Annotated in this window: 20 protein-coding genes, 1 pseudogene and 1 riboswitch; of the genes and pseudogenes, 6 read left to right on the top strand and 15 right to left on the bottom strand. The window is 34.7% G+C overall.

Annotated elements, in window-relative coordinates:
• Window positions 1-49: 49 nt before the first annotated feature.
• From nheC to MHB74_RS09385, 4 genes are all read right to left on the bottom strand, one after another.
• Entirely contained in the window at window positions 50-1129 is a 1080-nt protein-coding gene (gene nheC, locus MHB74_RS09400; RefSeq protein WP_061680204.1) for a non-hemolytic enterotoxin NHE subunit C, read from the bottom strand.
• Window positions 1130-1236: 107 nt separating this feature from the next.
• Entirely contained in the window at window positions 1237-2445 is a 1209-nt protein-coding gene (gene nheB, locus MHB74_RS09395; protein ID WP_061680203.1) for a non-hemolytic enterotoxin NHE subunit B, read from the bottom strand.
• Window positions 2446-2476: 31 nt separating this feature from the next.
• The gene (nheA, locus tag MHB74_RS09390) at window positions 2477-3637 is read right to left on the bottom strand and encodes a non-hemolytic enterotoxin NHE subunit A (protein WP_061680202.1); all 1161 of its coding nucleotides are present in this window, start codon (window positions 3635-3637) and stop codon (window positions 2477-2479) included.
• Between the two features lie 593 nt (window positions 3638-4230).
• Complete coding sequence (locus MHB74_RS09385) at window positions 4231-6057, bottom strand: APC family permease (RefSeq protein ID WP_061680201.1); 1827 nt, start codon at window positions 6055-6057, stop codon at window positions 4231-4233.
• A 144-nt stretch (window positions 6058-6201) separates the two neighbouring features.
• Window positions 6202-6348, bottom strand: a riboswitch (cyclic di-AMP (ydaO/yuaA leader).
• A gap of 139 nt (window positions 6349-6487) precedes the next feature.
• Between MHB74_RS09385 and MHB74_RS09380 the strand changes: the two genes are divergently transcribed.
• Window positions 6488-6625 (top strand): hypothetical protein, encoded by a 138-nt coding sequence (locus MHB74_RS09380; RefSeq protein ID WP_061680200.1) that lies wholly within the window; start codon window positions 6488-6490, stop codon window positions 6623-6625.
• 196 nt (window positions 6626-6821) lie between these two features.
• On the opposite strand, the gene panE is transcribed toward MHB74_RS09380, so the two are convergent.
• Entirely contained in the window at window positions 6822-7766 is a 945-nt protein-coding gene (gene panE, locus MHB74_RS09375) for a 2-dehydropantoate 2-reductase (protein ID WP_061676677.1), read from the bottom strand.
• A gap of 175 nt (window positions 7767-7941) precedes the next feature.
• Between panE and MHB74_RS09370 the strand changes: the two genes are divergently transcribed.
• Window positions 7942-9417: a hypothetical protein gene (locus MHB74_RS09370; RefSeq protein ID WP_061676676.1), complete on the top strand. Its 1476-nt coding sequence runs from the start codon at window positions 7942-7944 to the stop codon at window positions 9415-9417.
• Between the two features lie 226 nt (window positions 9418-9643).
• Here the strand turns inward: MHB74_RS09370 and trhO are convergent, their stop codons facing one another.
• On the bottom strand, window positions 9644-10603 hold the full coding sequence (gene trhO, locus MHB74_RS09365; RefSeq protein WP_061676675.1) for an oxygen-dependent tRNA uridine(34) hydroxylase TrhO: 960 nt from the start codon (window positions 10601-10603) through the stop codon (window positions 9644-9646).
• 475 nt (window positions 10604-11078) lie between these two features.
• Here trhO and MHB74_RS09360 point away from each other — a divergent pair, with 475 nt between their 5' ends.
• A complete protein-coding gene (locus MHB74_RS09360) occupies window positions 11079-12374 on the top strand; it encodes an Nramp family divalent metal transporter (protein ID WP_061676674.1) in 1296 nt (431 codons plus the stop codon).
• Here the strand turns inward: MHB74_RS09360 and MHB74_RS09355 are convergent.
• From MHB74_RS09355 to MHB74_RS09345, 3 genes and pseudogenes are all read right to left on the bottom strand, one after another.
• Window positions 12364-13272, bottom strand: coding sequence for a M23 family metallopeptidase (locus tag MHB74_RS09355; protein ID WP_061676673.1), 909 nt, complete (start codon window positions 13270-13272; stop codon window positions 12364-12366). The genes MHB74_RS09360 and MHB74_RS09355 overlap by 11 nt on opposite strands.
• A gap of 82 nt (window positions 13273-13354) precedes the next feature.
• Window positions 13355-14422: a sensor histidine kinase gene (locus MHB74_RS09350; RefSeq protein ID WP_061676672.1), complete on the bottom strand. Its 1068-nt coding sequence runs from the start codon at window positions 14420-14422 to the stop codon at window positions 13355-13357.
• Window positions 14412-15110: pseudogene (locus MHB74_RS09345) on the bottom strand (response regulator transcription factor). Before MHB74_RS09345 ends, MHB74_RS09350 begins: the two are co-directional and overlap by 11 nt.
• A 142-nt stretch (window positions 15111-15252) precedes the next feature.
• On the opposite strand from MHB74_RS09345, the gene MHB74_RS09340 reads away from it, so the two are divergent.
• A complete protein-coding gene (locus tag MHB74_RS09340) occupies window positions 15253-15783 on the top strand; it encodes a GNAT family N-acetyltransferase (protein WP_061676671.1) in 531 nt (176 codons plus the stop codon).
• Window positions 15784-15837: 54 nt separating this feature from the next.
• On the opposite strand, the gene MHB74_RS09335 is transcribed toward MHB74_RS09340, so the two are convergent.
• Window positions 15838-17463, bottom strand: coding sequence for a peptide ABC transporter substrate-binding protein (locus tag MHB74_RS09335; RefSeq protein WP_061676670.1), 1626 nt, complete (start codon window positions 17461-17463; stop codon window positions 15838-15840).
• Between the two features lie 560 nt (window positions 17464-18023).
• On the opposite strand from MHB74_RS09335, the gene MHB74_RS09330 reads away from it, so the two are divergent.
• A complete protein-coding gene (locus MHB74_RS09330; protein ID WP_061676669.1) occupies window positions 18024-19412 on the top strand; it encodes an alpha/beta hydrolase in 1389 nt (462 codons plus the stop codon).
• A 207-nt stretch (window positions 19413-19619) separates the two neighbouring features.
• Here the strand turns inward: MHB74_RS09330 and MHB74_RS09325 are convergent, their stop codons facing one another.
• From MHB74_RS09325 to MHB74_RS09305, 5 genes are all read right to left on the bottom strand, one after another.
• Entirely contained in the window at window positions 19620-20945 is a 1326-nt protein-coding gene (locus MHB74_RS09325; RefSeq protein ID WP_141658038.1) for a bifunctional S-methyl-5'-thioadenosine deaminase/S-adenosylhomocysteine deaminase, read from the bottom strand.
• A gap of 53 nt (window positions 20946-20998) precedes the next feature.
• Window positions 20999-21358 (bottom strand): YunG family protein, encoded by a 360-nt coding sequence (locus MHB74_RS09320; RefSeq protein WP_061676667.1) that lies wholly within the window; start codon window positions 21356-21358, stop codon window positions 20999-21001.
• A 27-nt stretch (window positions 21359-21385) separates the two neighbouring features.
• Window positions 21386-21829 (bottom strand): GNAT family N-acetyltransferase, encoded by a 444-nt coding sequence (locus MHB74_RS09315; protein WP_061676666.1) that lies wholly within the window; start codon window positions 21827-21829, stop codon window positions 21386-21388.
• A 213-nt stretch (window positions 21830-22042) separates the two neighbouring features.
• The gene (locus MHB74_RS09310; protein WP_061676665.1) at window positions 22043-23557 is read right to left on the bottom strand and encodes an acetyl-CoA hydrolase/transferase family protein; all 1515 of its coding nucleotides are present in this window, start codon (window positions 23555-23557) and stop codon (window positions 22043-22045) included.
• A gap of 127 nt (window positions 23558-23684) precedes the next feature.
• The gene (locus tag MHB74_RS09305) at window positions 23685-24329 is read right to left on the bottom strand and encodes a LytTR family DNA-binding domain-containing protein (RefSeq protein WP_061676664.1); all 645 of its coding nucleotides are present in this window, start codon (window positions 24327-24329) and stop codon (window positions 23685-23687) included.
• A gap of 343 nt (window positions 24330-24672) precedes the next feature.
• Here MHB74_RS09305 and MHB74_RS09300 point away from each other — a divergent pair, with 343 nt between their 5' ends.
• The gene (locus MHB74_RS09300) at window positions 24673-25653 is read left to right on the top strand and encodes a serine hydrolase domain-containing protein (protein ID WP_061676663.1); all 981 of its coding nucleotides are present in this window, start codon (window positions 24673-24675) and stop codon (window positions 25651-25653) included.
• The last annotated feature ends 49 nt before the right edge of the window (window positions 25654-25702 follow it).

The following is a 25702-nucleotide window of genomic DNA, read 5'->3' as shown; positions in this document are numbered from 1 at the left end:
CTCTCACAAAAAACAGGATAAAAAATAAACAGCGGAACTAGTCCACTGTTTACTTCGCTACACCTTCATGTAATTTTTCTGTATAATCTTTTACATCTTTCCAGCTATCTTTTGCTGTATGTAAATCTTCTTTTATGAAGGTAAATTCTTCAGGGCTGATTCCTTTTACATTTTGTAGTAAATTATTATATTTTGCACCAACTGTATACCATTGATTTGATATATTTTGCAGTGCTGTAATTGCTGCATCAATCGTTTCAGTCATATTTGTTGTTTTATTTTTTACATCTGTCAATATTGCCACTTCTGCTTGTGCGCCAGAAATTCTATCTTTTAAATTAGCGATTTCTCGTTCTGCATTTGCGATATCTTTTTTCGCAACAGCAATCATCGGTCCGCCAGCAAGACATGTTATTAACGCTACGCAAAGTACGCCCCCTGCAATGACCATATCATTACTCTTTTTGATTGAATCGTTATATGTATTGATTTGTTGTTCTAGGGCTGGAATACCAGCATTCGTACTTGCCAAAATCGAGGTTAGTTGATTTGTATCCTCTTTAAAGCTATTTGTGTCTTTCGCCATTCTATCGCGAAAGGCTTTCAAATCTCCTAATAATATATCTACCTCATTTTGATTCTTTACAATATCCGCATACAACTTTTCTAAATCCGCTTTTAACTTTACGCTATCCTTTTGATCAATCGCTATTAGCATGCTATTATAATACGTTTGAAAAGTATTATTGTAATTAATAATATTTTGATCTGTTTTCATAATTTGCGGCTTCATATCATTTAACCAATACGCCGCGTTAATTTTTGCATCTCTTTGATGCTGAACCATACTTCCTTTAAACTCACTATTAATAGAATTTATTTTACTTAAATCAGTCTCTTGCTGATTTTGAATTAATTTCGCATATGAATCCATTGCAAATATGCTCGATGTCGTTTGCGCCATTACATCTTGGAATCCAGCTGGTCCGAGAGAATAATTTTTCGCATTTTCTTGCAATATTTTTACATTTGATTCTGCTGCAAAAGGATGTAAAGGAAATGCGTTACTCGTTGCCACCCCAGCAATCATTAACGCTAAAAGACATTTTTTATAAAATCTTTTCTGCATTCTTTTCACCTATTTTCTTTATAAGGGTATAAAAAGCTCCTGCTCACAACTGAACAGGAGCTTCAAATCTTTCATCAATACGTAATGCTCTAACGATTCGTATTTGATTAAGCTTTTTTCGTATCTACTACTTTAATATCTTCCGCATAAATCTTTTCTGCATAGTCTTTAATGTTTTTCCAGCTATCTTTCGCAATGTTTAAATCTTCTTTAATGAAAACAAGGTCGTTTGGACTAATTGAATCTACATTTTGAAGTAAAGAATTGTATTTTGATCCCATTGTGTACCATTGGTTTGAAATGTTTTGCAACGCTGTAATTGCAGTATCAATTGTATTTGTTAAATACTCAGTTTGTGTTTTAATGTTCGTTAACCCAGCTACTTCTAATTGAGCAGTTGTAACTTGTCCTGTTATTTTTTGAATTTCAGCTTGTGCATTATCAAGCTCTTTCTTCGCTAATACGATTCCAGCTGTACCACCACCTACTGCTGCTGCACCACCTGCAATTAACGCGACTCCTAGCGGCGTTCCTGCACCTGTAGCAATGACTACTGCACCACCAATAATGGCAATTGGCCCTAGAGCTGTCGCAACTGATGAACCAATAATAATTGCATTATACTTACTAATCGCTTCATTATACGTTGTAATTTGATTTTGCAGAAGCGGGATTCCTGCATCTTGACTAGCTAATATAGATGTAATTTGATTTGCATCACCCTTGAAGTTTTGCGTATCGGACGTCATTTTGTTTCGGAATTTCTTCAAGTCTTCTACTAACTGATCTACTTGCGCTTTATTTTCATTAATACTACTTGATAATCTAGTTAACCCTTTCGTAAGAGTCGCTTTATCTTTTGCGTCTACCGCAGCAACTAAAGTATCATAATAGTTTTGGAATTTCGTATTGTAATTAATAATATTTTGATTCGTTGAAATAAGCTGTGGTTTTAATACATCTAACCATTGCTTCGCATTTCCTCTAGCTGTATCCTGGTGCTGAATCACTTTCCCTTTTAAAGCCGTATCAACAGACGATACATTACCAAAGTTAACATTACCTTGTTTAATAATTGTTAAAGCGTACAGATCCATTACTAAAGCATTTGAACCTGTTCTTTCCATTGCATCTTTTAGGCCTTCTGGTCCTAATGAGTATTCCTCATAGTCATTATAAGCTTTTGCTACCGCATGAACTGGAGCTTGTTTCACTGTACTTTCAGCTGCATACGTATGAGCTGGCATAATGTTTCCTGCTGCAAATACTGCCATAAGTGCTGATAGAGCCATTACTTTATAAGGTTTTTTTGTCATTTTTCTTCTCTCCCTATATCGTTACTTATTTTTAATGTACTTCAACGTTTGTAACGTAATCTTCAAATTGATTCGTTTGTTTATTCATTTCATCACTTACTTTTTTAATTTGGTTGAAATGTTTTTGTAGTAAACTGCTATCTGTATATGTGCCTTCTTCAACGTTCTTTTGAATTTGGATCATATTATTGTTTAGAACTTTCCAATCTGTTAATAACGTTTCTAAAGTTGTAATTTGACGATCGATTAGTTCTGTAAAGCTACTTACTTGATCTTCAACGAATGTAATTTGTGTCGCCTCTGCTTCAGTTTGTGATAACTTTTGAATAAGTGGTAGTAGCTCTTTTTGCTTTTGCTGAATGCGAAGAGCTGCTTCCCTCGTTTGACTATCTGCAGCATTTACAATTTCATTACTTAAAGTACCGATAGACACAAAATCAATTGTTTTCGTTTGCGCAGTTTGATTTGTAATTGTAAATACTTGTTTACCGATATTTATAGAACCTTTAATAATTTCTTGAGGTCTATTCAAAATAGTAGTTAGTTCAGCTTGAATTTCCCCTTGAATTCTTTTAATATCTTCTCTTAACTTCACAATATCTCCACTTGATCCTTGTAGTGTTTTTATTGCTTCATCAGCTTTAATCGATAAGTTATTGCTATCTTTGTCTAATACCGTTTTAAATCGATTTAACTCTAGTAAATCTTGCTCCATACTCTCTTGAATGCTTTGTACTTGCAGTTGTAATTTTCCATATGCATTTGTAAAATCTGCTTTGGCCTGCTCATCTTCATTTACGTTTCCTGCGAGTTCATAGAGCTTACTATAATAGCTATTAAATCTAGTACTATATCTCATCATCTCTTGATTTAAGTCGATTAGCTTCGGATTATATTCATCAATCCACTCTCGTACATTCGCCTTTGCAAACTTTTGATGATTCGTCAAACTACTCATCGCATTCACCTTAATGTCTGGCTGTTGTAAAATAACTAATCCGTATGCTTGTATAAGCGGTGACTGTGATCCTAACATTCTAATTGAATTGGATAATGTATTTGGAGCAATTACATTTTGTGCATATACTGCTTTCACCCCTGTTTGCCCCTCCTTAGCGTAAGCGCTTACAGGAATGAAGCAACTCGTAGATACTGCTGTAACCAATAACCCTGTAATTAAAGTCTTTTTCACTTTAACTCCTCCTATGTATTAGCAACTATTACTATCGCATTTTATTATTCTATTTTCTTGCACATAATTTGAGATGGTTAAAATAGAGAACGTTCTCACCGCGATCCATGTATGAACCACCTCTCTCAACTTTTATTGCTACAGTACTTACTTATTGCTATAAAACATTTCATATGTGATTAGTATGAATAACATTGTATAAAATTTCTATTTTATAGCTATTTCCACATTCACACAGTGAATATATTACATGAAAATATTATTCATTTTAAACTAAATAACGTACGTAAATATGAAATTTCGTTTTGTTTTCATATAAGTTTTGTACTGTAAGGTCATTTAAACACAGCTATTTATATAACGTAAAGAAGTATTTTCATTCCCTTTATTTTCAAGCTTTCATGTCCTTATTTCAAAATATAATCCTCTTCACTATTTCAATTGAAATATCCATATATCACAACAAAAAATCCTACTTATCCATAGATATAAAAATTATATCAATATATCTTTTAGACTCATATGCAATTATGCATAGCATATACACAAAAAGGATAGCTTCACTTTCATGAAGCTATCCTTAAAAAATCTTCTTACTTTTTCAAATGATATGGAACTGTCGTAATAACAACATTTCTTTTATAGAGTAAATACGCACGAATGAGTAAACTAGATTGATTATGAAGAATGTTATGCCAACCTTTTTTCGGAATGAACTGTGGTATAACGACCGTAACTCGGTAATTTGATTCACTCGCTTTATATTGCACTGTATCAATAAACTTTGTTAGCGGTTGAATAATACTTCTATAATGAGAATGCAAGGTAACAAGCCTAACTTCCGGTTGCCACTTCTTCCATTTCTCTTCGAATTTCTTCTCCTCTTCTCTGTCAAAAGCAACATATACAGCGATAACTTGATCGGCAGAAAGAGCCTTAGCATAATTCAATGAATTTTCTACTACATGAGTCATACCAGCTACCGGAACGACAATTACATTTCCCTTAATCGGAACAAGTGGCTCACAAGTTTTTAAACTTAGTTGGTCTCCCACTGCATCATAATGCTTCTTAATTCGGTGGAACAAGAAGATAATGACAGGTAAGAAAATAAGGATTGACCAAACTTGTGCGAATTTAGTTAAAAAGAACATACTCATTACAATAAAACTAATGACTGCTCCAATTAAATTGACCGTTAATCTCAAAGCCCATCCTTCAGGCTTTTCACGAAGCCATTTTAATACCATACCAGTTTGAGAAAGTGTAAATGGAATAAATACACCTACTGCATATAACGGAATTAAATGTTCTGTTTGCCCTTGGAAAGCTACAATTAAAATAATCGATGCGATTCCAAGTATAATAATACCGTTTGAATAACCTAGGCGATCTCCTCTAATCGTAAACATTCTCGGTATGAATTTGTCTTTTGCAAGGTTAACTGCTAATAACGGAAATGCAGAATACCCTGTGTTAGCAGCAAGAATTAATATTAAAGCAGTTGTACCCTGTATGAAATAGTACATGAAATTACGCCCAAAAGTTTGTTCAGCAATTTGTGAAACAACTGTTACTTCTTTACTTGGAGAAATTCCATAATAATAAGCTAAGAAAACAATTCCTGAAAATAAAACAGCAAGTAATGCACCCATTGCAAGCAATGTTTTTGCTGCATTGTTTGGGGCAGGATCTTTAAAGTTTGGAATTGCATTTGAAATTGCTTCAACACCTGTTAAAGCCGAACTACCTGATGCAAATGCTCGTAGCAGTAAGAACAAACTAATTCCTGCAACTGGTGTTCCAATTGGCGTGTGTAATGTCGGTGAAACTTGACCAGTTATAATATTATAAATACCTACACCAATTAATATAAATAGTGCTAGAACAAATAAATAAACAGGATACGCTAAAACGGAAGCCGATTCCGTTACCCCTCTTAAATTTAAAATAGTAATAAAAATAACAAATATAATCGCAATGATTACATTATGTGCATGTAAACTAGGAAAAGCTGATGTAAGCGCATCTGTGCCTGCTGATACACTTACTGCAACAGTTAAAATATAATCGACTAATAAAGACCCTCCAGCTATTAACCCTGGATTCATCCCTAAATTTTCTTTTGATACAACATACGCTCCTCCGCCATGCGGATAAGCGAAAATAATTTGTCGATAAGATAAAATAAGAGCAGTTAATAACACTAATACCCCAACAGCTATCGGAATGGAATACCAATAAGCTATTGCCCCAAGACCTGCTAATGCAATTAAAATTTGCTCCGGTCCGTATGCAACCGATGACAATGCGTCAGAAGATAATATGGCTAGCGCCTTAGTTTTATTAAGCTTTTGCTCTCCTAACTCAGTTGATTTTAACGGCCTTCCAATTAAAAACTTTTTGATAGATGAAACCACTGCTGTCCACTCTCCAATAATTTTGTACGAACTTTTCTGCTAGTTACAGCGGATAAACGATTTCTTCAGAAAACAAAAAATGTCTACAAGCCATAACGAAATAGACTTGTAGACATTATATTTTTTGTCGCACAAGCTCCACCTTCCTTCTCAATATAACGCTTACGAGGTTAGCTGTCGGATTCGGGCCTATGAGTAGCCCTACCTTTTTCAAGGATTCACCCCATTGGATTACGTACTAATCCATAAGAACGGGTCCCCCGTACCATGCGGTTTCAGCGATTTAGAAAATTGAAACTGTGGATTATAATACTCCTTTATTTTCAAAATGTAAACAAAAATTTTGAAAAAGAAAAAATTTAAATGATTGCGCATAATCCGCCGGTAAATATACATAATGAATATTAAAAAATCGATAAAGGAGACCCATATGTCTAAAGAAAAGAAGCCTATTTTTTCCGATTCCTATTTAGATGCATTAGCAAATGAAATTAATCAATTATACGGTAAACGTGAACAGGAAATAAATTTGACAGATAGAACGAAAAGAAATAAAGTGAAACTTTAATCAGTGGGGGTTTTCTTCATCCCCCACTGATTATTAGTTGAACCAATCGGACTTTTATGGGCAGTTGATCCCCACCTAACTTCTTTGCTTTCGCTGAATTTTGAGGTGGGGGTCTTACTGCCCATTAAAGCGGGATAAATAATTTGTCATAAAAAAGAAAGCAATACACTTATATATTGCTTTCTTTTTTATTTTTTCATACATCCAATTGTATTGCTGATTTGTTAAAGGTCATTTCTTCATACACCTTTAAGTTTTGATATACCGCACTCAATAATGGTGCTTCTATAGAAAATTGTTTTGCTATATCTAGTAAGTACCCCTGTAAGTGCTCACCTTCAATTGCAGAACCTTTTTCCATATCCCGCTGCATCGATGACTTCATATCATACGAAATTTTACCAATTGTTTTCATATGTTCCTGGGCAATACCTTCCTTAACTGGTGCCCCTATATATTTCATAATTTGCACACATTCTTCAAATAAGTTTTGGATAAAATCGCGACCACCTTCGCTTTCACGAACCGGCCCTATCGGTGCACGCATTAATGTTGTCACACCTGACATTACAGTGATGAATAAATATTTATGCCACATATCTTGTGTAATATTTTCACTTAAAACAAAACTAGATTTCGTACCTGCAAATGCTTTAGCGATATGCTGTATTCTCTCTGAATCTTGAAACTTCATTTCTCCAAACACAAGTCTGTTGGCAGCGCTAGTTTGTACAATTTCTCCTTGATCGTTTAGCGTCGTCTCGATAAAGCATAAACCGCCAATCACTTTTTCCACGCCAAATTCTTTTTGTAATAATGATACATGAGCAATGCCATTTAACAATGGAATAATTACAGTATTTTCACCTACAAACGGCTTCAAATCTTGAATTGCCTCGTTTAAGTGATACGCTTTTGTTGAAAATAAAATAACATCAAACGGAGAAGTTCGATCTTCTTTCGTTATTAATTTCGGTTGAAAGGAAAAATCCCCGTTCACACTACGAATAACAAGTCCCGTTCCCTCTAATTGCTGTTTTCTTTTACTGCGAACAAGAAACGTAACATCTTCCCCTTTTTCGACTAATCGGCCACCAAAAAACCCTCCGACGCCACCCGCTCCTAATACTAAAATACGCATACAACATCCCCCTTTTCAAAATACAATTTTATAACATTTCGTATACATAACATTATACATGTCCCCCACTAAATAAGCAGAATTTTCATTCTTAACCCGGTATAAAACAGTGGTTATTTTCAAATGAATTTGGGCATGTTGTTTTTATAGCATACTATGAAAGGAAACAAAGTAAATGGAGGCAATACAAACAATCGAGGAAAAAGATGTAACAACAGCTATATTTCAATTTATATTCCCTTTTTCTTTTAAAACTGGATATGAACAAAATATGTTCCCTTTCTTACAGAAAAATGATTTTCGCCCTTTTCGACTTGATCATCTTGAAAATGAAAATACATACTACGGAAAGTTTCAAGTTTCACATCAAAATATGGAAGCCTACTATCTTTCATTTACAAATAAAATACTCTTTCCTCATTCAGAGCATCAAAAAGGATTGCAGCGCTATTCTAAAGACCTTAACTTAACTGGACATTTAACAACAAATTTGATTTCCGTTCCATTCAAGATTCATTCTATTGACGTAACACTTTGTCCCTATGAGCTTGGCTTCTTAACAATTCGGACAGAAGTAGAAACCGCTCCAAACATGACATTATCAGAAGCAATTGAATTTGCCGCCCGCTTCCGTGTACTTGAAACTAAAAATGATACAACTGAAACTATCTGTATTGAATGTAATGGCAAACAATATTCACAAGTAGAGAAGCTCATATTCGGCGATTTATTTCATGGCTTAACAGACTTCTTTGAGAAAAAGAGATTGCGGAGCTCTTACTTTCAAACATTCCCATTCTTTGAAGATCAACGAATGTATGTACAAACTTTATTATCCATAAATAAAGAGTCGGACCTTCATGTAGTTGATGTATATCGAGCTTCCAGTCTTTCCGGATTAACAGACGATGGTAAGCCGTATATTAGCGCAAATAATATTCCTTATATTCAAGATTATTTAATAAAACATTCATATCAAAGATGGGCTCCAAATCGCTACTTTATTATGGAAGAACATATTTTCACATGTATAACAAACGAGGGTGAACACGAATTCGCTAAACTTGCTAGTCAGATGTACGGGGAGTTTTATTACGCCTTGTTATTGAATCTATTTCATAAAGTTGTTTTATTAAAAATGGCAAACGCTTATGCTGAACTAAATATTGAACAAGATACCAATGAAATAGAGAAATTAATTTATTCAATCAATTCGTTTACAGCGAATTACTTTTCTTTAGAGCTAGTATCCCAATCACAGAGTGAAGATATTTTCTTCCGCTTAAGAAATCTATTTAACATTGAAGTACTATACTCAAATGCAAAACAAAACCTTGATAGTTTGTTTAAGTATCAAGAAAACGTCGCTTCTAAAAAAGATAGCCTTTTACTATTAATCTTAACGCTCTACTCTGTAGTAGGACAAATGTTAGGGTTTACTATGATTGATCTTTTAAGAAACACCGATACAAACAAAATATCGTCACCACTGGAATTTTTCGCACTTTTAATAGCAATTAGCGGTATCGTCATTTCACTTATTTTAGGTGCGCAAAGTTTATACCAATGGAGCCTACAACATAAACGAAGAAAAGCATGGGTAAAACAAACTGTTCTTTCTGCTGTGAAAGAGAAAAATGATAAGAAGTAAAGAAGGTTATTTTCAAATTACAAATACGTGATACGCGCTTCAGTAAATGAAATTTTTATCGGCGATTTTTCGACTATATCAGCGATTTTTCAAATATATCGGCGCAACTCAAAATTTATCAGTGATTTTTCAAATATATCGACTTACCGACAAAAACTAACAAAAAACACATCAAAAAAAGTACTCCAAATTTTAGTTTGGAGTACTTTTTTTACACTAATTCCGCTTACTTCCCTGCTTCGATTTTCTCTAATGCAGCAGCTACTTGCTCTTCCGTTAATTCATGTTGTACTACGTAGCGGTTACGTGGGCTTACGCGACATTCATGAGAACATGCACGTAAATATTTCGCTTCGTTTTCTTCAGAACATAAAATCTTCTTATTACATTCTGGATTTGAACAGTTTACATAGCGCTCACAAGGTTCACCTGAGAAGTGGTCTTTACCAACGATAACATGTTCTTTTTGGTTTACTGGTACAGCGATACGCTCATCGAATACGTAACATTGTCCGTCCCAAAGCTCACCTTGTACTTCTGGGTCTTTTCCGTAAGTTACAATACCGCCGTGAAGCTGACTTACATCCTCATAACCTTCACGAACTAACCAACCAGAAAACTTCTCACAACGAATTCCGCCTGTGCAATACGTTAAAATCTTTTTACCTTCAAGTGTTTCTTTGTTTTCTCTGATCCAATCTGGTAATTCACGGAATGATTCAATATCAGGTTTAATCGCACCTTTAAAGTGTCCTAAATCAAACTCATAATCATTTCGTGCATCAATAATAACTGTATCTTCTTGTTTCATTGCCTCATAAAAATCTTTTGGCTCTAAATACTTCCCAGTTATTTCGTGTGGGTTAATGTCATCTTCTAGACGAAGTGTAACTAACTCAGGACGAGGACGTACGTGCATTTTCTTGAATGCATGCCCTTCTTCTTCATCTATTTTAAATACGATACCGTCAAAACGTGGATCGTTGTTCATTGCTTCCATGTATTTCTCAGTTTGCTCTACAGTACCAGAACAAGTTCCGTTAATTCCTTCTTTTGCTACAAGAATTCTACCTTTTAATTCAAGTGAATTACAAAATGCTAAATGCTCTGCCGCGAATTCTTCTGGGTTTTCAATTGTTGTGTACATGTAATATAGTAATACTCTATATGGTTTTGTAGTTGCCAATGTGTTTCTACCACCTATCTAATTTTTAAAATCATGTATAAGTTAACGTTCATATCAAAACATATATAATAAGAAAATGAATCCATTTTCTTCTCTTTATACTATTTTCTATCAGTTAACAAAAATAAAAAACAAGATTACACACCAAAACCCTGTGGTTATGTTGTAATCCCAATATATTATATATCATACAAATGCAATTCCATCAATTAATATGCTGTATTATCGGCTTTTTGTTCACATAAATTTCAAAAATAGCCCTTTAATTCATTATGTTTCCCCACGTCATCAAACCATAAACTCCCAATTTTTTATTACACGACACCATCCATTGCAGCAAGGCATATAATTTGCACTAAGGAAACATTTGTGTTCCAATAAAAATATCATCTAATACATTTAAATGTATTGAAATAAACAATAAGAATACTTACAATAATTTCATCAAGTTAACATTTCAAAGGGGAAAACTACTATGAATAAAGATATATCAAAAGATGAACAAGTCCCTTCTCAAAGTACAACTGTTCAATCCGCACACTTAGCTTTAAGTGGCGAAACGAAAGGCTGGAAAAGACTGTTACCGTTTTTAGGGCCCGCTTTTATCGCATCTGTAGCTTATATTGATCCTGGTAACTTTGCTACAAATATCGCTGCTGGTTCACAATACGGATATTTACTATTATGGGTTATATTCGCTTCTAACTTAATGGCAGTATTAATTCAAACTTTATCAGCTAAATTAGGAATTGCTACGGGAAATAATTTACCTGAAATAGCTCGCGAGCACTTTCCAAAACCAGTGTCTATCGGCTTATGGATACAAGGTGAACTCGTTATTATGGCTACAGATTTAGCTGAATTTATCGGGGCAGCACTCGGATTGTATTTATTATTTGGAATTCCTATGTTACCAGCTGCTTTAATTACAGCAGTCGGATCATTTATTATTCTTGAGTTTCAACGCAGAGGATTTCGCCCACTAGAAGCTATTATTACAGGGATGATTTTTATTGTAGTAATAGCATTTGGGATTCAAGTTTTTTATGCAAAACCAGAATTAAGTCCCCTTCTTGCAGGACTATTTATTCCGAAATTCCAAGGTGTAGACAGTATACTACTTGCAGCAGGGATATTAGGCGCGACAGTTATGCCACATGCAATCTATTTACATTCTGCATTGACACAACGCCGCGTGGTTGGAACAACTGATGAACAAAAGAAAAAGATTTTCCGTTTCGAATTTATTGATATCATTATCGCAATGGTTATCGCTGGAGCAATTAATGCGAGTATGTTAATTGTTGCTGCTGCACTATTCTTTAAAAATGGCTTGCATGTTGAAGACCTTGATGTTGCTTTTAATCAGTTCAGTACGTTAGTCGGTCCAGTATCGGCTGCTTTATTCGGAATCGGACTCTTATCAGCAGGACTATCTAGCTCCTCTGTCGGTACAATGTCAGGTGATATTATTATGCAAGGTTTCATTCGAATGCATATTCCGTTATACTTACGCCGCTTTATTACAATGATTCCACCATTAGTTATTATCGCTTTAGGTGTAAATCCAACTTACGCTCTAGTCATGAGCCAAGTCGTCTTATCATTCGGTATTGCTTTTGCATTAGTACCACTTATTATGTTTACAAGCAATAAAAAAATTATGGGTGCGCTCGTTAACCACCGCATAACAACCTTTATCGCTTGGATCATTGCTGCACTTGTTATCATTTTAAATATTTTCTTACTGTATCAGACGTTTATAGGGTAATAGAAAAAGGTATTCCAATAAAACTGGAATACCTTTTTTTATTGCCACTTATGTATGTACCTCTTTCTGGCATTATCGCACCTTTCTCAGTTCGAAAGTAAAGTGGTAATCCTTCCGAAAAAAACATGCTCACCTTAGATGGATCCTGCCTTTGATGATGAATATGTAAATGCGGCTCACTTGAACTTCCGGAGTTACCGACTTGAGCAAGAACCTCTCCTTCATTTACATGTTGTCCTTCCCTCACTTTAATTGATCCTTTTTTTAAATGGGCAAGAATCAAAAATGTCCCTGATTCATCTAGTCGTATATAAATATGATTCCCCGCCATTGACTGAAAATCATCCTCTCCTGGAACTACATCTTTTTCATCATTATTGATAGATACAACTGTTCCAGAAGCTGGTGCCATTACTTTCACTCCATATATTCCATAATCCCCTAAATTACTACTTCTCACTTCAGCAGGCGGAATAAGAATATCATATGCCCATCGTTCATTTGGTTTTATAACATGATAGTTCGTTTCTAACCGATCGCCTCCCCAGCCCACTAATGCTCGTTCATCCAAAGGAAATCGAACGACTGCTTTAGGACTCATAGATTGTACATCTGCTGGGTAAGCAAGTCCCCCTATATTAGCGAACCACCCTAAAGGCCAAGCTCCAATTATAGAGAAAAGAACGATGGAGATTAGTGTTCTATCTATTCGCTTTCTGAAAATACCTTTCCACAAAAATAGTAATACTGATCCTATCAAAATAAAGATTGATACTAAGCTAAAGGCTTGTAACCCCCACCAAACAATGACTGATATAACACCATGGGCTAAATAAACTACACTCCAACTTATAATTAAAAACGCAACTAAAATTACTAATACATATTTCTTCCACATGTTGCACCCCCACCCTCATATCTTTGTTCTACATGATACGAAGTGAAAATTACGACATATTAAAGAAATACTTACGACTTTCTTACAATTCTTTATAATCCGGTAAAGCGATAGTGAAAACTGTTTCTTCCTCATTACTACGCACAGTGATATCTCCTTTATGAAGCTCTGCTATACTTCTCGCAATTGCAAGTCCCATTCCTTTTCCACCCGTATGAGAGCTACGTGATTTTTCACCACGATAAAACTTCTCAAAAACGTAAGGAAGGTTCTCATTCGGAATGCATTGTCCAAAATTTTTAACTTCTATTTCAACATTCATGTCTCTTTTAGAAATTTGAATCAAAATCTGTTTTCCGTCTTTCCCGTACATAATACTATTACTAATTACATTTTCGAACATCCTCACCATAAGCGCTACATCCATTTCCACATGTAACTCCCTATCACTATTAATACAAAAGCTCATATCGGCATCATCTAGTTGTGGTACAAAATCAATCATAATTTGTTCAATGAACGCTTTCATATTTACTACACTTTTATGTAATTCAATCTCCCTATAATTTATTTGACAATATTCTAATAAATCATCTACTTGATTTTTTAATTCATAACTTTTTCGCTTTAATATGCTTACATACTGTTCACATTCTTCTCTATTTGAATGAAGCTGATTTCCTAACAGGTCCGCATAACCGATTAGAGATGTTACAGGTGTTCGTAAGTCATGAGAAATATTACTAATCATTTCATTTTTCGTTTCCTGCGATTTTTTTTCATTTTCGATAGACTCTTTTAAACTTTTAGCCATCCTATTAACATTCGCTGCTAATTCACCAATCTCGTCATTTTTCGAAATAGGTATATGTATTTCCAAATTACCATTACTTATTTCTTTCACGTTCTTATTTATTTCAGATAACCTTTTCATCATTGTTTTTGTCATGAATGCAAAGTATATTGTAGTAAAAGTTAAAAAAGCTATTAAATATAAAAATGAATATTTTTTCTCTAATTCGGTAACTTGACCATATATATTTCCAATTAATATTTGAAACGTTATTATACTTACAGTCGCTAATAAGATGCTACATATGAATGCGATAAAAAACTTAGCTCTAATGCCTTGTAATGATTTAATCTTCAATTTTATATCCGACTCCCCAAACATTTTGAATAAACTTCGGCTCTTTTGGATTCTCTTCAATTTTATTTCTTAATCTTGCAATATGAACCATTACTGTATTATTGCTTTCATAGGCCCTTTCTTTCCAAACGCTTTCCTATATTTCTTCAATAGTAAATACACGATTTTTTGCAGCGGCCATTAAGTATAAAATATCATATTCGGTTCTCGTAAGATTGATTGTTTCTCCATATAACATTACTGTTCTAGACACTTCATCTATTTCTAAACCTCTAATATTTATTTTCTTTTCTATTTCTTGGACAGCATTTTGATTAAAATATGTATACCTTCTTAATTGAGCTTTCACTCTCGCTATAAATTCAATTGTACTGAAGGGCTTCACAATATAATCATCTGCTCCAGTACTAAATCCTATTACCTTATCTACATCCGATGATTTTGCGCTTAAAAACATAATTGGTAAACTATGTTTCTCTCTAATCCTTCTACACAATTCTATTCCATCCATTTGTGGCATCATAATATCCAAAATAGCAAGTTGAATTCTGTTATTATTTATTATTTTTAAAGCCTCTTCTCCATTTTGAGCACTAAAAACTTTAAAACCTTCTTGCATTAAATTCACGTTCACAAATCGAACAATATCTTGATCATCATCTACAATTAAAATTGAATTTTTCTCCATATACAAACCTCTTTTTGAAATATATTCCACAATCAATTTTACCACAGATCAAAACCATGCTTCCCTCTTGAATAATCTTTATTTTCAGATTACATTATATAATAACAACAAATTCTAGTTTCAGAAGAAATGGAGTGAGAGCATGTTTCCTATATTGAAAACCGACCGGCTCATTTTACGAGAACTTACCGAAGAAGATGCACCGGGTATACTACAATGCTTTTCTAATACTGACGTACTGCGCTATTATGGCCAAAAACCATTACAAGATGTTGCTCAAGTGAAACAAGTCATTCATAACTTTAAGCTCAGTTACAATACAAGAAGCGGAATAAAATGGGGAATTGAATTAAAGGACAAGAAAGAGCTCGTTGGAACAATTGGGTTTCATGATTGGTCTTCTGAACATAAACGAGCCAATATAAGTTATGCCTTTCTCCCTGAACACTGGGGAAAAGGATATGCGACGGAAGCTGTTTCTGAAGTTATATCATACGGTTTCCACACACTTCATTTAAAACGGATCGGAGCAATTGTCTTTCTTGAAAATGAAGCTTCCAATAAAGTGCTATTAAAATTAGGATTTGAAAAAGAAGGCGTTCTAAAAAATTATATGTATCAAGATGATATCCCATATGATACGAATTTTTATTCTTTATTAAAATCGGTTTAATAGAATGTATGTGTAAAAAACCTTACTTTTAAAAAGTAAGGTTTTTTGTATTTATTAATTAGCGATATAAGCATTTTTATAAGTATAAACACCACCAAATTGATGCTTTTCAATTCCTTTTACATAATCCTTTTGTAAGTAAGCTGAGCCCATTTGATAAAGCGGTGCGACCGCAGCATCATCTAATAGAATACGCTCGGCCTCTTGCAATGCTTCCCATCTTTTCTTCTGATTTAGTACTAGATCGCTTTTCGCTTTCTTTATTAATTCATCGTAGTGTCGATTAGAATAATTCATTTTGTTATTCTGATTATCCGTCGTAAAGAGTTCTAAATAACTAATTGGGTCTTTATAATCTGGTCCCCAATTTGCCATAGATATATCGTAATCTCCTGTTTGTTCTAACTGTAATTTTTGCTTAAATGGCTGTTGTTTAATTTGTATCGTTAATCCTTGCAAATGCTTTTCTAAGTCACCTTTTATATATTCTGCCATACGTTTTGCATTATCTTGTTCATATGTTAAAAATTCGAGGTTTACTTCGTCTACTCCCAGTTCTTTTTTCGCTTCTGTCCAAATCTTTTTCGCATTTTGCAAATCATATGGAGAAAGATCTCCGTTTTCTTTTCTAAAATCTTTACCAGTCTCTTCATTTATATGACCAGCCGGTACAAGTCCGCTTGCAGACTTTGCCCCGTTATTAATAAAGTGAGTAACGAAATCTTCTTTATTTAACGCTAATGAAATAGATTGACGCACCTTTTTATTTGCTAACGCATTATTTTTCTCATTAAAACGTAGCATAGCCATTCCAGGTTCGCTCGACATATGTAATTCCTTATTCCCTTTATACTTATCTACAAATTGAGAATTAATAGGCACCCGGTCTAAATTACCAGCTTCGTATAAATTAACAGCTGTCATTGTATCCTTTACAATCTGAAAGTTTATCTCGTCTAATTTCACTTTCTTTTCATCCCAATATGAAGCATTCTTCTTTAATTGAAACTCTTGTTCATGCTTCCATTTCTCTAATACAAATGGCCCGTTATATATGAGATTACTAGGTTCCAATGCATAATTCTTTCCTTGTTCTTTCAAAAATGATTCATGCTGTGGTAAGTAAATAGGTAGTGCTAACAACTGTAAGAAATACGGAATTGGCTGTTCGAGTTCCACTTCTAACTTATAATCATTTATTGCTTTAACTCCTAGGTTATCAAGAGCCATTGTTCCTTTATTAATTTCTTTCGCATTTTTCACATGAAAGAGCATGTACGCATATTGAGACGCTGTTTCAGGGTTAATTGCACGTTTCCATGCAAACATAAAATCATTAGCTGTCACACTGTCTCCATTTGACCATTTTGCATCTTTACGCAAATCAAATGTATATTTTTTACCATCTTCACTTCTTTTAAACGATTTTGCTACCGCTGGAATAGGCTGATCTTGATCATCTAATACATACAAACCTTCAAATATGTTTTGCATAACGTGTGCTGATGTACCATCCATCGTTTTCGCAGTATCAAGAGAAGGAATTTCTTCTGATACTGTTACATTTAATACTTGTTTTTTTGCCTCTGTATCACTTTTATTCGCTTTATTATTACAAGCTGTTAATAATAAAGTTGTAACAAGTGCCATTACCATTAAATGGCTCTTTTTTCGCTTCATGAGTTGCTCTCCTTAAGTATAAAATAATATAAAGCGTTATATATTATAGCAGAAATATGAATAGAAAGATGCAACATTTTTTTGAATATTTATTCGTTCAAGAAAAAAGCAATCCTTTTAAAAAGGATTGCTTTTCCTTAATAAAATCAACACTAATTGTGCCCTCAATTGTATGAAGGAAATGTTCTTTCGGAACTAACTCTTCAACAGAAACTGATATACATTCGTCACAATGATTATTAAAGTACCACCCTAAGAAATCTCTCCTTATTCTCTTTTTATCAGTGTTAACACATAAAAAGAAGTTCAGATAGAAAGTGGTATTTGACAACCTTATATACTTAAGGTTTTTGTAAGGATCAAGTAAGAAAAACGAGAGCTTTGTTTCGTATAGTCAAAATATGAAGTGAAGGAAGAAAGAGAGATTAAGAGTTACCAGAGTTATTAAGACAAAATCAGTACGGTTGGTTTTAGATGAACATTTCAATGGATTAGGCCTTTTTGCACCAGAACCATAATTACCATGCCTGTTTTTACCATCACATATTGGAGGTTAAAATATGAATAAAAAAAAGAAAATACAAAAAACAGCACTTTCCTTTACCCTGCTCTTTTCTTTTGACATTGCATCTTTCCCGCTTACAACAGCTATTCACGCAAATACACATGCGAAACAATCTACAGAAAAGGAACGAGTCTCTTTAACAGAGCGTGCATCGTTATTTTTTGAATATCTCCAGCAAGATAAGTATGCAGAGGCACTTCAGTTGACGTCTGCTGCTTTTCAATCTAAGTTTACAGCAAACACATTACAAAACTGGTGGAAACAAAGTGACTGGAGCGGGATAAAAAGTATGGGAACCCCCGTGATAAAAGAACGAAACTTGGTCCATCAGACGGTGGAAATTCCAGGAACCACCCAAAGAGCTACCATACCGTTACTCCTTAAATTCACACCTGGTGGGAAAGTAGATGAAGTTGGGGTAAGGACGCCTCCAGAATCTTATATTATCCCGCAGCCTAGCTACGATCAACCTACTTCCTATAAAGAACGTGAAATCGTCATTGGAAGTTCTACCTATCCGTTACCTGCCACATTAACGGTTCCGAAACATAAGCCTGGTGAAAAGGTACCCGTAGTTGTTCTTGTTCATGGTGCTGGCATCCATGATCGCGATAGTACATATCTGGGAACAAAAATCTTACGAGACATTGCGGTGGGCCTTTCGTCCAACGGAATTGCGGTGTTACGCTATGAAAAACGCACCTTTGAACACGCATTAAAGATGAGTGCAGAACCCGTTACGTTAGACCGTGATACTACAGATGATGCCATACATGCAGCAAAATCAGCAGCGCAGCAGGAAGGCATTGATCCAAATAATATTTTCATTCTCGGACATAGCCAAGGTGCTGGCACAATGCCGCGAATACTGAGCAAAGCGCCTTCCTCACTTGTTCGAGGAAGTATCTTACTCGCACCACCTGCACGCCCTTTGACTGACACTGCCATTGATGTGAGTCAATACCTTGGGGCGCCAAAGGAAGTAATCGATGAACTAAAAAGACAGTTCGCTTTTATCCTGGATCCTACTTTCGATCCTGACCATCCGCCAGCTGGCTACAATTTTCCATTTCCGTCTCCTCATTTTATGTATGATGTTACTAGGTGGCGTCCAGTTGAGGAGACAAAATCACGAAAAGAGCCTTTGCTGATTCTGCAAGGGGCACGCGATTATCAAGTAACAGTAAAAGAAGATTATACAAAATGGCAGGAAGGACTTTCAAACCGCGGGAATGTTCAGTTCAAAGAATATCCGAAATTGAATCATTTCTTCACGGAGGGTGACGGGGAATTGAGTCTTCCAAGTGAGTACGAAATCCCTGCAAATGTTCCCGAGTACGTCATCCAGGACATTATTACATGGGTCAATGAGACAAAAAAATAAGAAAACATCAAAAGCCTTCATGCAATCATTATTGCGTGAAGGCTTTTTTGAAACTAGTGATTTTATCTAAACCATTCTCTTCTGTTTTATTAATCAACACTCATAAAAAATTTCTCCTTTCCCTCTTTTTATCAGTGTTGACACATAGCACAGGGAAAGGTACAAAAACAGGCTGTGGAGAAGACCTTCCCCACAGCCTAAAAATACCTATCTTTGTAAACCTCGTTTATAACGACCCGCTTCAAATATAATACGCTCTTCATCTAACGTTTTACATTCGCCATTCCAAACGACACGTTTTCCGTTAATAATTACATCGCTAATATCTTTTCCACTAGCAGCATATACAAGGTGCGATAATACTTCGTCTGCTGGTTGTAAATGCGGCTTATTAGATGGGTCAATCGTAATAAAATCAGCACACTTTCCAACCTCAAGTGATCCTGTTTGTTTCATACCAATTACTTCAGCAGCTCCTTTAGTCGCAAGTGTAAGAGCTGTTTCAACTGGTAACGCTGTTGCATCTTGATGAATGCCTTTTTGTAATAATGTTGCTATACGCATTTCTTCAAACATATCTAAATTGTTGTTAGAGGCCACACTATCTGTTGCAATTCCTACTTTCATTCCTGCTTCTAGCATCGCTTTTACATTCGCTATACCAGAACCTAGTTTTAAATTACTATTTGGGTTATGTGCTACTCGAACATCATGTTCTGCTAAAAATGCACGCTCATTTTCATTTAATACTACACCGTGTGCAATAACTGTTGGGCGTTTAAATAACCCGCAACTTGCTGCATATTCTACTGGACGTTTCCCGTACTGTGCTTCAATATCACGTACTTCACGCTCTGTTTCCGAAAGATGAATATGAACCATCGTTTGATTTTCTACTGCAATACGAGCGCACTCTTCTAACAGTTCTGTAGAACATGTATATGGACTATGCGGTGCAACCATCGTAGTTAACATGCCACTTTCGTTATAGTAGCGCTTCACATATTTCTCAGCTTCTTCGATTGCTTTCTTTTCATCGTCTTTCGTTCCGAAGCTAAATAAAGTTCTTGAAACAGCAGCTCGCATCCCGCTCCTTGATACCGTTTCCATAATTGCATCTTGATCTACTCCAATTGGATTAAACATGTCAGAGAATGATGTTGTACCACTTTTCACCATTTCAAGTAATCCTAATTCCGTACTAGCAACCGCAAGCTCTGGAGTAAACTGACTTTCAAGTGGCCAAATTCTCGTCTCAAGCCACGGTTGTAATAACATATCATCGCCAATACCTCTTAAGAGACTCATTACAACGTGTGTATGTGTATTTACAAGCCCTGGTAAAACCCACTTTCCTTTCATGTCAATTACTTCATCTACTGCAAAATCATTAGCGAATTCTCCGCTCTTTACATCTATAATTTGATCATTTTCTACAATGATATATCCATTTTCTATCACTTCGTTTTGTTCATTCATCGTTACGATTGTAGCGTTTACATAAGTTGTTTTCAAAAGTATTTCCCCTTTCAACTCTATGAAGTTCCCTTTAATAAGTTACCACCATTATAGTAACTTATTAAAGATTAAGAGTCAAAAGGTAATTTCAATTCTTTCATTATCTTTTCCTTCAAAATGCTATATTGTTTTTCATTTGTATCTGCAAATGCTTCTTCCCGGTTTGATTCCACATCCAAATAGTTCAGGTTTTCATTGAATTGAGACTCTGTAAAATCAAACCTATATCCATTTATACAGTTATAAAAGTGCCACTCCTCTCCAACTTTTGTCTTTTTGATTTTCCCTCCGTATATATCTTGAATTACTAGAGCCGTTACACCACACTGTCCATTTGCTGGATTTTCACTTATCCACTTTGAACTTGTTTCAATCGACCAGGATTTTATAAGTGCTTCATATATTCTTTTTGCCTTTACATTATCCATTCTCAGCTTCTCCTACTATTAATAGTTTTACACATCATATTTCAAAAGGGGCAGTAATCGGTCCTTAAAAACCGTTGATGGTGTCTCTCCGATTAACTTTGCTCCCATTTTCAAATAATATCCTTTTGCATTCGGATCACTATCAATCGTAAAGCTTTTTATTCCTAGTTCCTTTGCTTGCTCTATTACAAACTTCCACATTATTTTCCCATACCCCTTTCCTTTGTAACGAGGATGAATGTATAAGAAATCGAGAGCTTTATCGTTACGTAAAAATGAGAAAAACCCAATCTTCGTATTATCGTTTTCTAAAACATATACAAAATTATTTTTTATGTACTCATCGGTAATTGTTAAATCTTCCTTACAAGCAAGTATGAATGCTTCGCTATAGTTCCACGTTGCTTTTGAGTGTAGTGCGAGTTCACTTAATTCATTTGCTTCACTTACTAACGCTTTTCTTATCTTCATGATTCTTTTTCCTCACCTTCAATATATAAACTCTTAAAATGATTCGAAAAGTAATTTAAAAAACCTCTTATTTCCGTAAATAAGAGATTATTTTTATAAGTCTTTATTATAGGTAACAATTTTTTAAAAGAAAAAGAACGCCATTCCTGAGAATTGGCGTTCTTTTTCTTTTAACCTTTATAGCATATTATATTAAGAATCATTTTTACACTTCTAAACAGTTTCTACTACCTCTTCAAGCATTGTTCCATTTTTAGCATAATTCGTATGCCAAGAAAAAGCTTTTTCTAAAATATGAGGAGTTTGTCCACCTCTTGTTTTTGCTTCCTCGGAATAAGCTCGTAGCTGTTCACGATACATTGGATGTACGCAATTCTCAATAATAAGTTCCACTCTTTCTCTTGGCGCAAGCCCTCTTAAGTCAGCATACCCTTGTTCAGTAACGATAACATCTACATCATGTTCCGTATGATCTACATGAGAAACGAAAGGAACGATACTTGAAATGTTACCACCTTTTGCAATCGATTTCGTAACAAATATAGCTAGACGTGCATTTCTTGCAAAGTCACCAGAACCACCAATACCATTCATCATCTTTGTACCTAAAACGTGAGTAGAGTTAACATTTCCGTATATATCTAATTCTAAAGCAGTATTAATCGAGATCAATCCAAGGCGGCGAATGATTTCAGGGTGATTAGAAATCTCTTGCGGGCGCATCATTAATTTGTCTCGGTATTTTTCAAAGTTAGAAAATACTTGTTGCATTTTCTCTTCAGAAAGCGTGATCGAGCAGCAGGAAGCAAAATTAACTTTCCCAGCGTCCATTAGATCAAAGACCGCATCTTGTAAAACTTCAGAATACACTTCTAAATCTTCAAACTCCGAATCTAGCATGCCATGCAATACTGCATTAGCAACTGAACCAATTCCCGATTGTAACGGTGCTAAACTCTTTGTTAATCGGCCTACTTTAACTTCTTCTCGAAGGAACTCTATTAAATGTTGTGCCATAATGACAGTTTCTTCATCTGGAGGAACAATTGTCGATGGTGAATCCAGTTGATTCGTAAACACAATCCCCTTCACTTTTTCAGCATCAATCGGGATACCAATTGTTCCAATTCGATCATCCGTTTTTACGAGCGGAATTGGAAGTCTTTCCCCTTGTTTACCTGGTTCATATAAATCATGCAGCCCCTCTAGTTGTGTAGATTGAGCCATATTCATTTCAATAATAATGGACTTAGCATTTAAAGAAAAAGCTAAGGAATTTCCAATTGAAGTGGTTGGAATAATCATACCATCCTCAGTAATCGCAACCGCTTCCAAAATAGCGACATCTATATCCATAACGTCAGCACGGAGTAGCTCTGCTGTATGAGATAAGTGCTGATCTACAAATAAAAAGTCTCCGTTATTAATTCCTTTTCGCATAGTCGCATCGGCTTGGAAAGGCAATCTTTTCCCTAAAATTCCTGCCTCAGCAAATAATTTATCTACATCCGAACCTAAAGAAGCCCCTGTATAAACATTTACTTTAAAAGATTTATCATTCTTCACTCGATTCACCAGCGCAAATGGGACTGCTTTTACATCCCCAGCACGTGTAAATCCACTTAACCCTAAAGTCATTCCACTTTCAATCCATGAAGCTGCCTCTTCAGGTGTAACTACTCGATTTTTGAAACGTTGATCCCTAATTCTATCTAAATTATTCTCCATATGTAATCCCTCTCTCAATGAATATTCATAATTATTTTACACATTAACACTATCGAAATAGGGATTTTTGTACACAATGCCGAAAATTCAGATAAAACAGCAAATCTAGGTTCTAAAGCAGAAAAATTTAGAATCCTAGAAGCTTACGAAAATAGCTAGCGTATGACTGACTCACTGGTACCCTCTCTCCGTTATCCATAGAAAGTACAAAAGTAGAATGTGTATCAGGATAAATCGCTTTAATATGATTAACATTTACAATAAAGGAACGGTGGCATCTAATAAAGGAATCTTTCGGCAACAAGTATTCGAATTCTTGTAGCGAGTACTTATGTGTTCCTGTTAACTCTTCTGAATTCACATACGTCTTTTTATCTTTAGCTTCTAAATACATGACCTTTGAGAAAGGAACCGGAACCCATCCGTCTGTTGTTTTTAAAGTAACGACTGACTTCCCATCCGTTAAAGCGGGATAAATTGCCGTCACACAACCTTCAATCTTCTCATTATTTGAAAACGGTACGGCCATTCCATGATAAGGAATACCGAAAACATCTCGATTAATAAACTCAGAAGCTTTTTGCTTCGTTACCATTGCTTTATGAGCAATCGTCCCTTCCTTAATAGGATCCCCGGCGCTAATCTTTAAATCAATTCGTTTACTTGGCCGATAGTAAATATATTCTTTCGTATTCGAAACAGCGATTGATATTTCATCTGAAAATAATTCCCCAACAACATCTAGTAGTATACCTAATGTTTTATCTTCCATAGTATGAACACCTCATTTACTATTATACTACTATTATGAACGGGCAGCTGTTGCTTTTACATGTAGTGCAAGTTCACTTAATTCACTAGCTTCAATTACTATCAATTTTCTTACTCCCATAATTGTTTCTCTCCACCTTTAAAATATGAACTACTAAAGTATTGCCACAAGCAATAAAAAACCCTTTATTTTATATAACTTTAAATCAACTTGCTTCTTATATTACTTGCATTATAAAATAGAAAAGTATTTTAAAAAACATTTCATTTAGGGGGAATTGCCTATGCCGTTGGATTTCATTTCAGGTAACGAATATTCCAACATTTAAAGGAGTGCCTGAAACTTGTTAAACTCACATATTAATTCATTCTTATATAAGAATATCGAAAAATTTAATGGAACAATTTTAATAGTCCATAAAGAAGAGACTCTTTATAAGCAGTCATTTGGAAAAGCTAATTATAATTGGGACATACCTAATACATCTACAACAAAGTTTCGTATTGGATCAATAACTAAAATCTTCACAGCAGTTTCAATTTTAATGCTGGTGGAAGAGGAAAAATTACAGCTACATGATACTTTAGATCGATTCATTCCCGATTTTCCAAAAGGAAATCAAATTACGATCAAGCATTTATTAAATCATACTGCTGGAGTCGGTAATATTACTGCTCAACATGACTTTTTATTAAAATCTTTACAGCCTCGAACACCAGATGAACTAATACAATGGATTATTGCATGCCCCTTTGAATCTAGCCCTGGTGAAAAATTCAATTATTCGAATTCAAGTTATATTATATTAGGAAAAATTATTGAAGTTATAAGTGGAATGTCTTATGAGGAATTTCTTAAAAATAAAATTTTCTATCCAATCTCTATAATGAACACAAGTATTGATTTGAATCACACTATTCAAAAACATAAAGCAACTGGGTATGAGTTACATCCAAACCATGGCCTACAGAACGCATCATTTATTCATATGTCTAATTCATATTCAGCCGGTGGATTAGTTTCTACAGCCGAAGATTTATATAGATTTGATAAGGCACTAAAAGAAAATCGCTTCTTATCAAGTAGGATGACGTCTCGTATGCTTACTGCAGAATCTTACGGATATGGTTACGGTTGGAATATTGCTATAACTGAAAAAAATAATAAACTTATATTTCATCACGGAGGAATTAACGGCTTTACGTCCTCCTATTTACGATTAATTGACAAAGAGGCTACAATCATCATTTTAAGCAATGTATCTACACTATTAACATCGACTCTTGCTAATGAAATTGCTTCTTATATAGAAAATAATTTTTAAATCTATTATGATTTGAAAAACCGTTCAGCATTTTGAACGGTTTTTCAAA

This window comes from Bacillus sp. FSL K6-0069, assembly GCF_038007785.1.
GTDB lineage: Bacteria > Bacillota > Bacilli > Bacillales > Bacillaceae_G > Bacillus_A > Bacillus_A mobilis.
The sequence above is the reverse complement of the archived record's forward strand: the minus strand, read 5'-3'. Positions and strand labels throughout refer to the sequence as shown.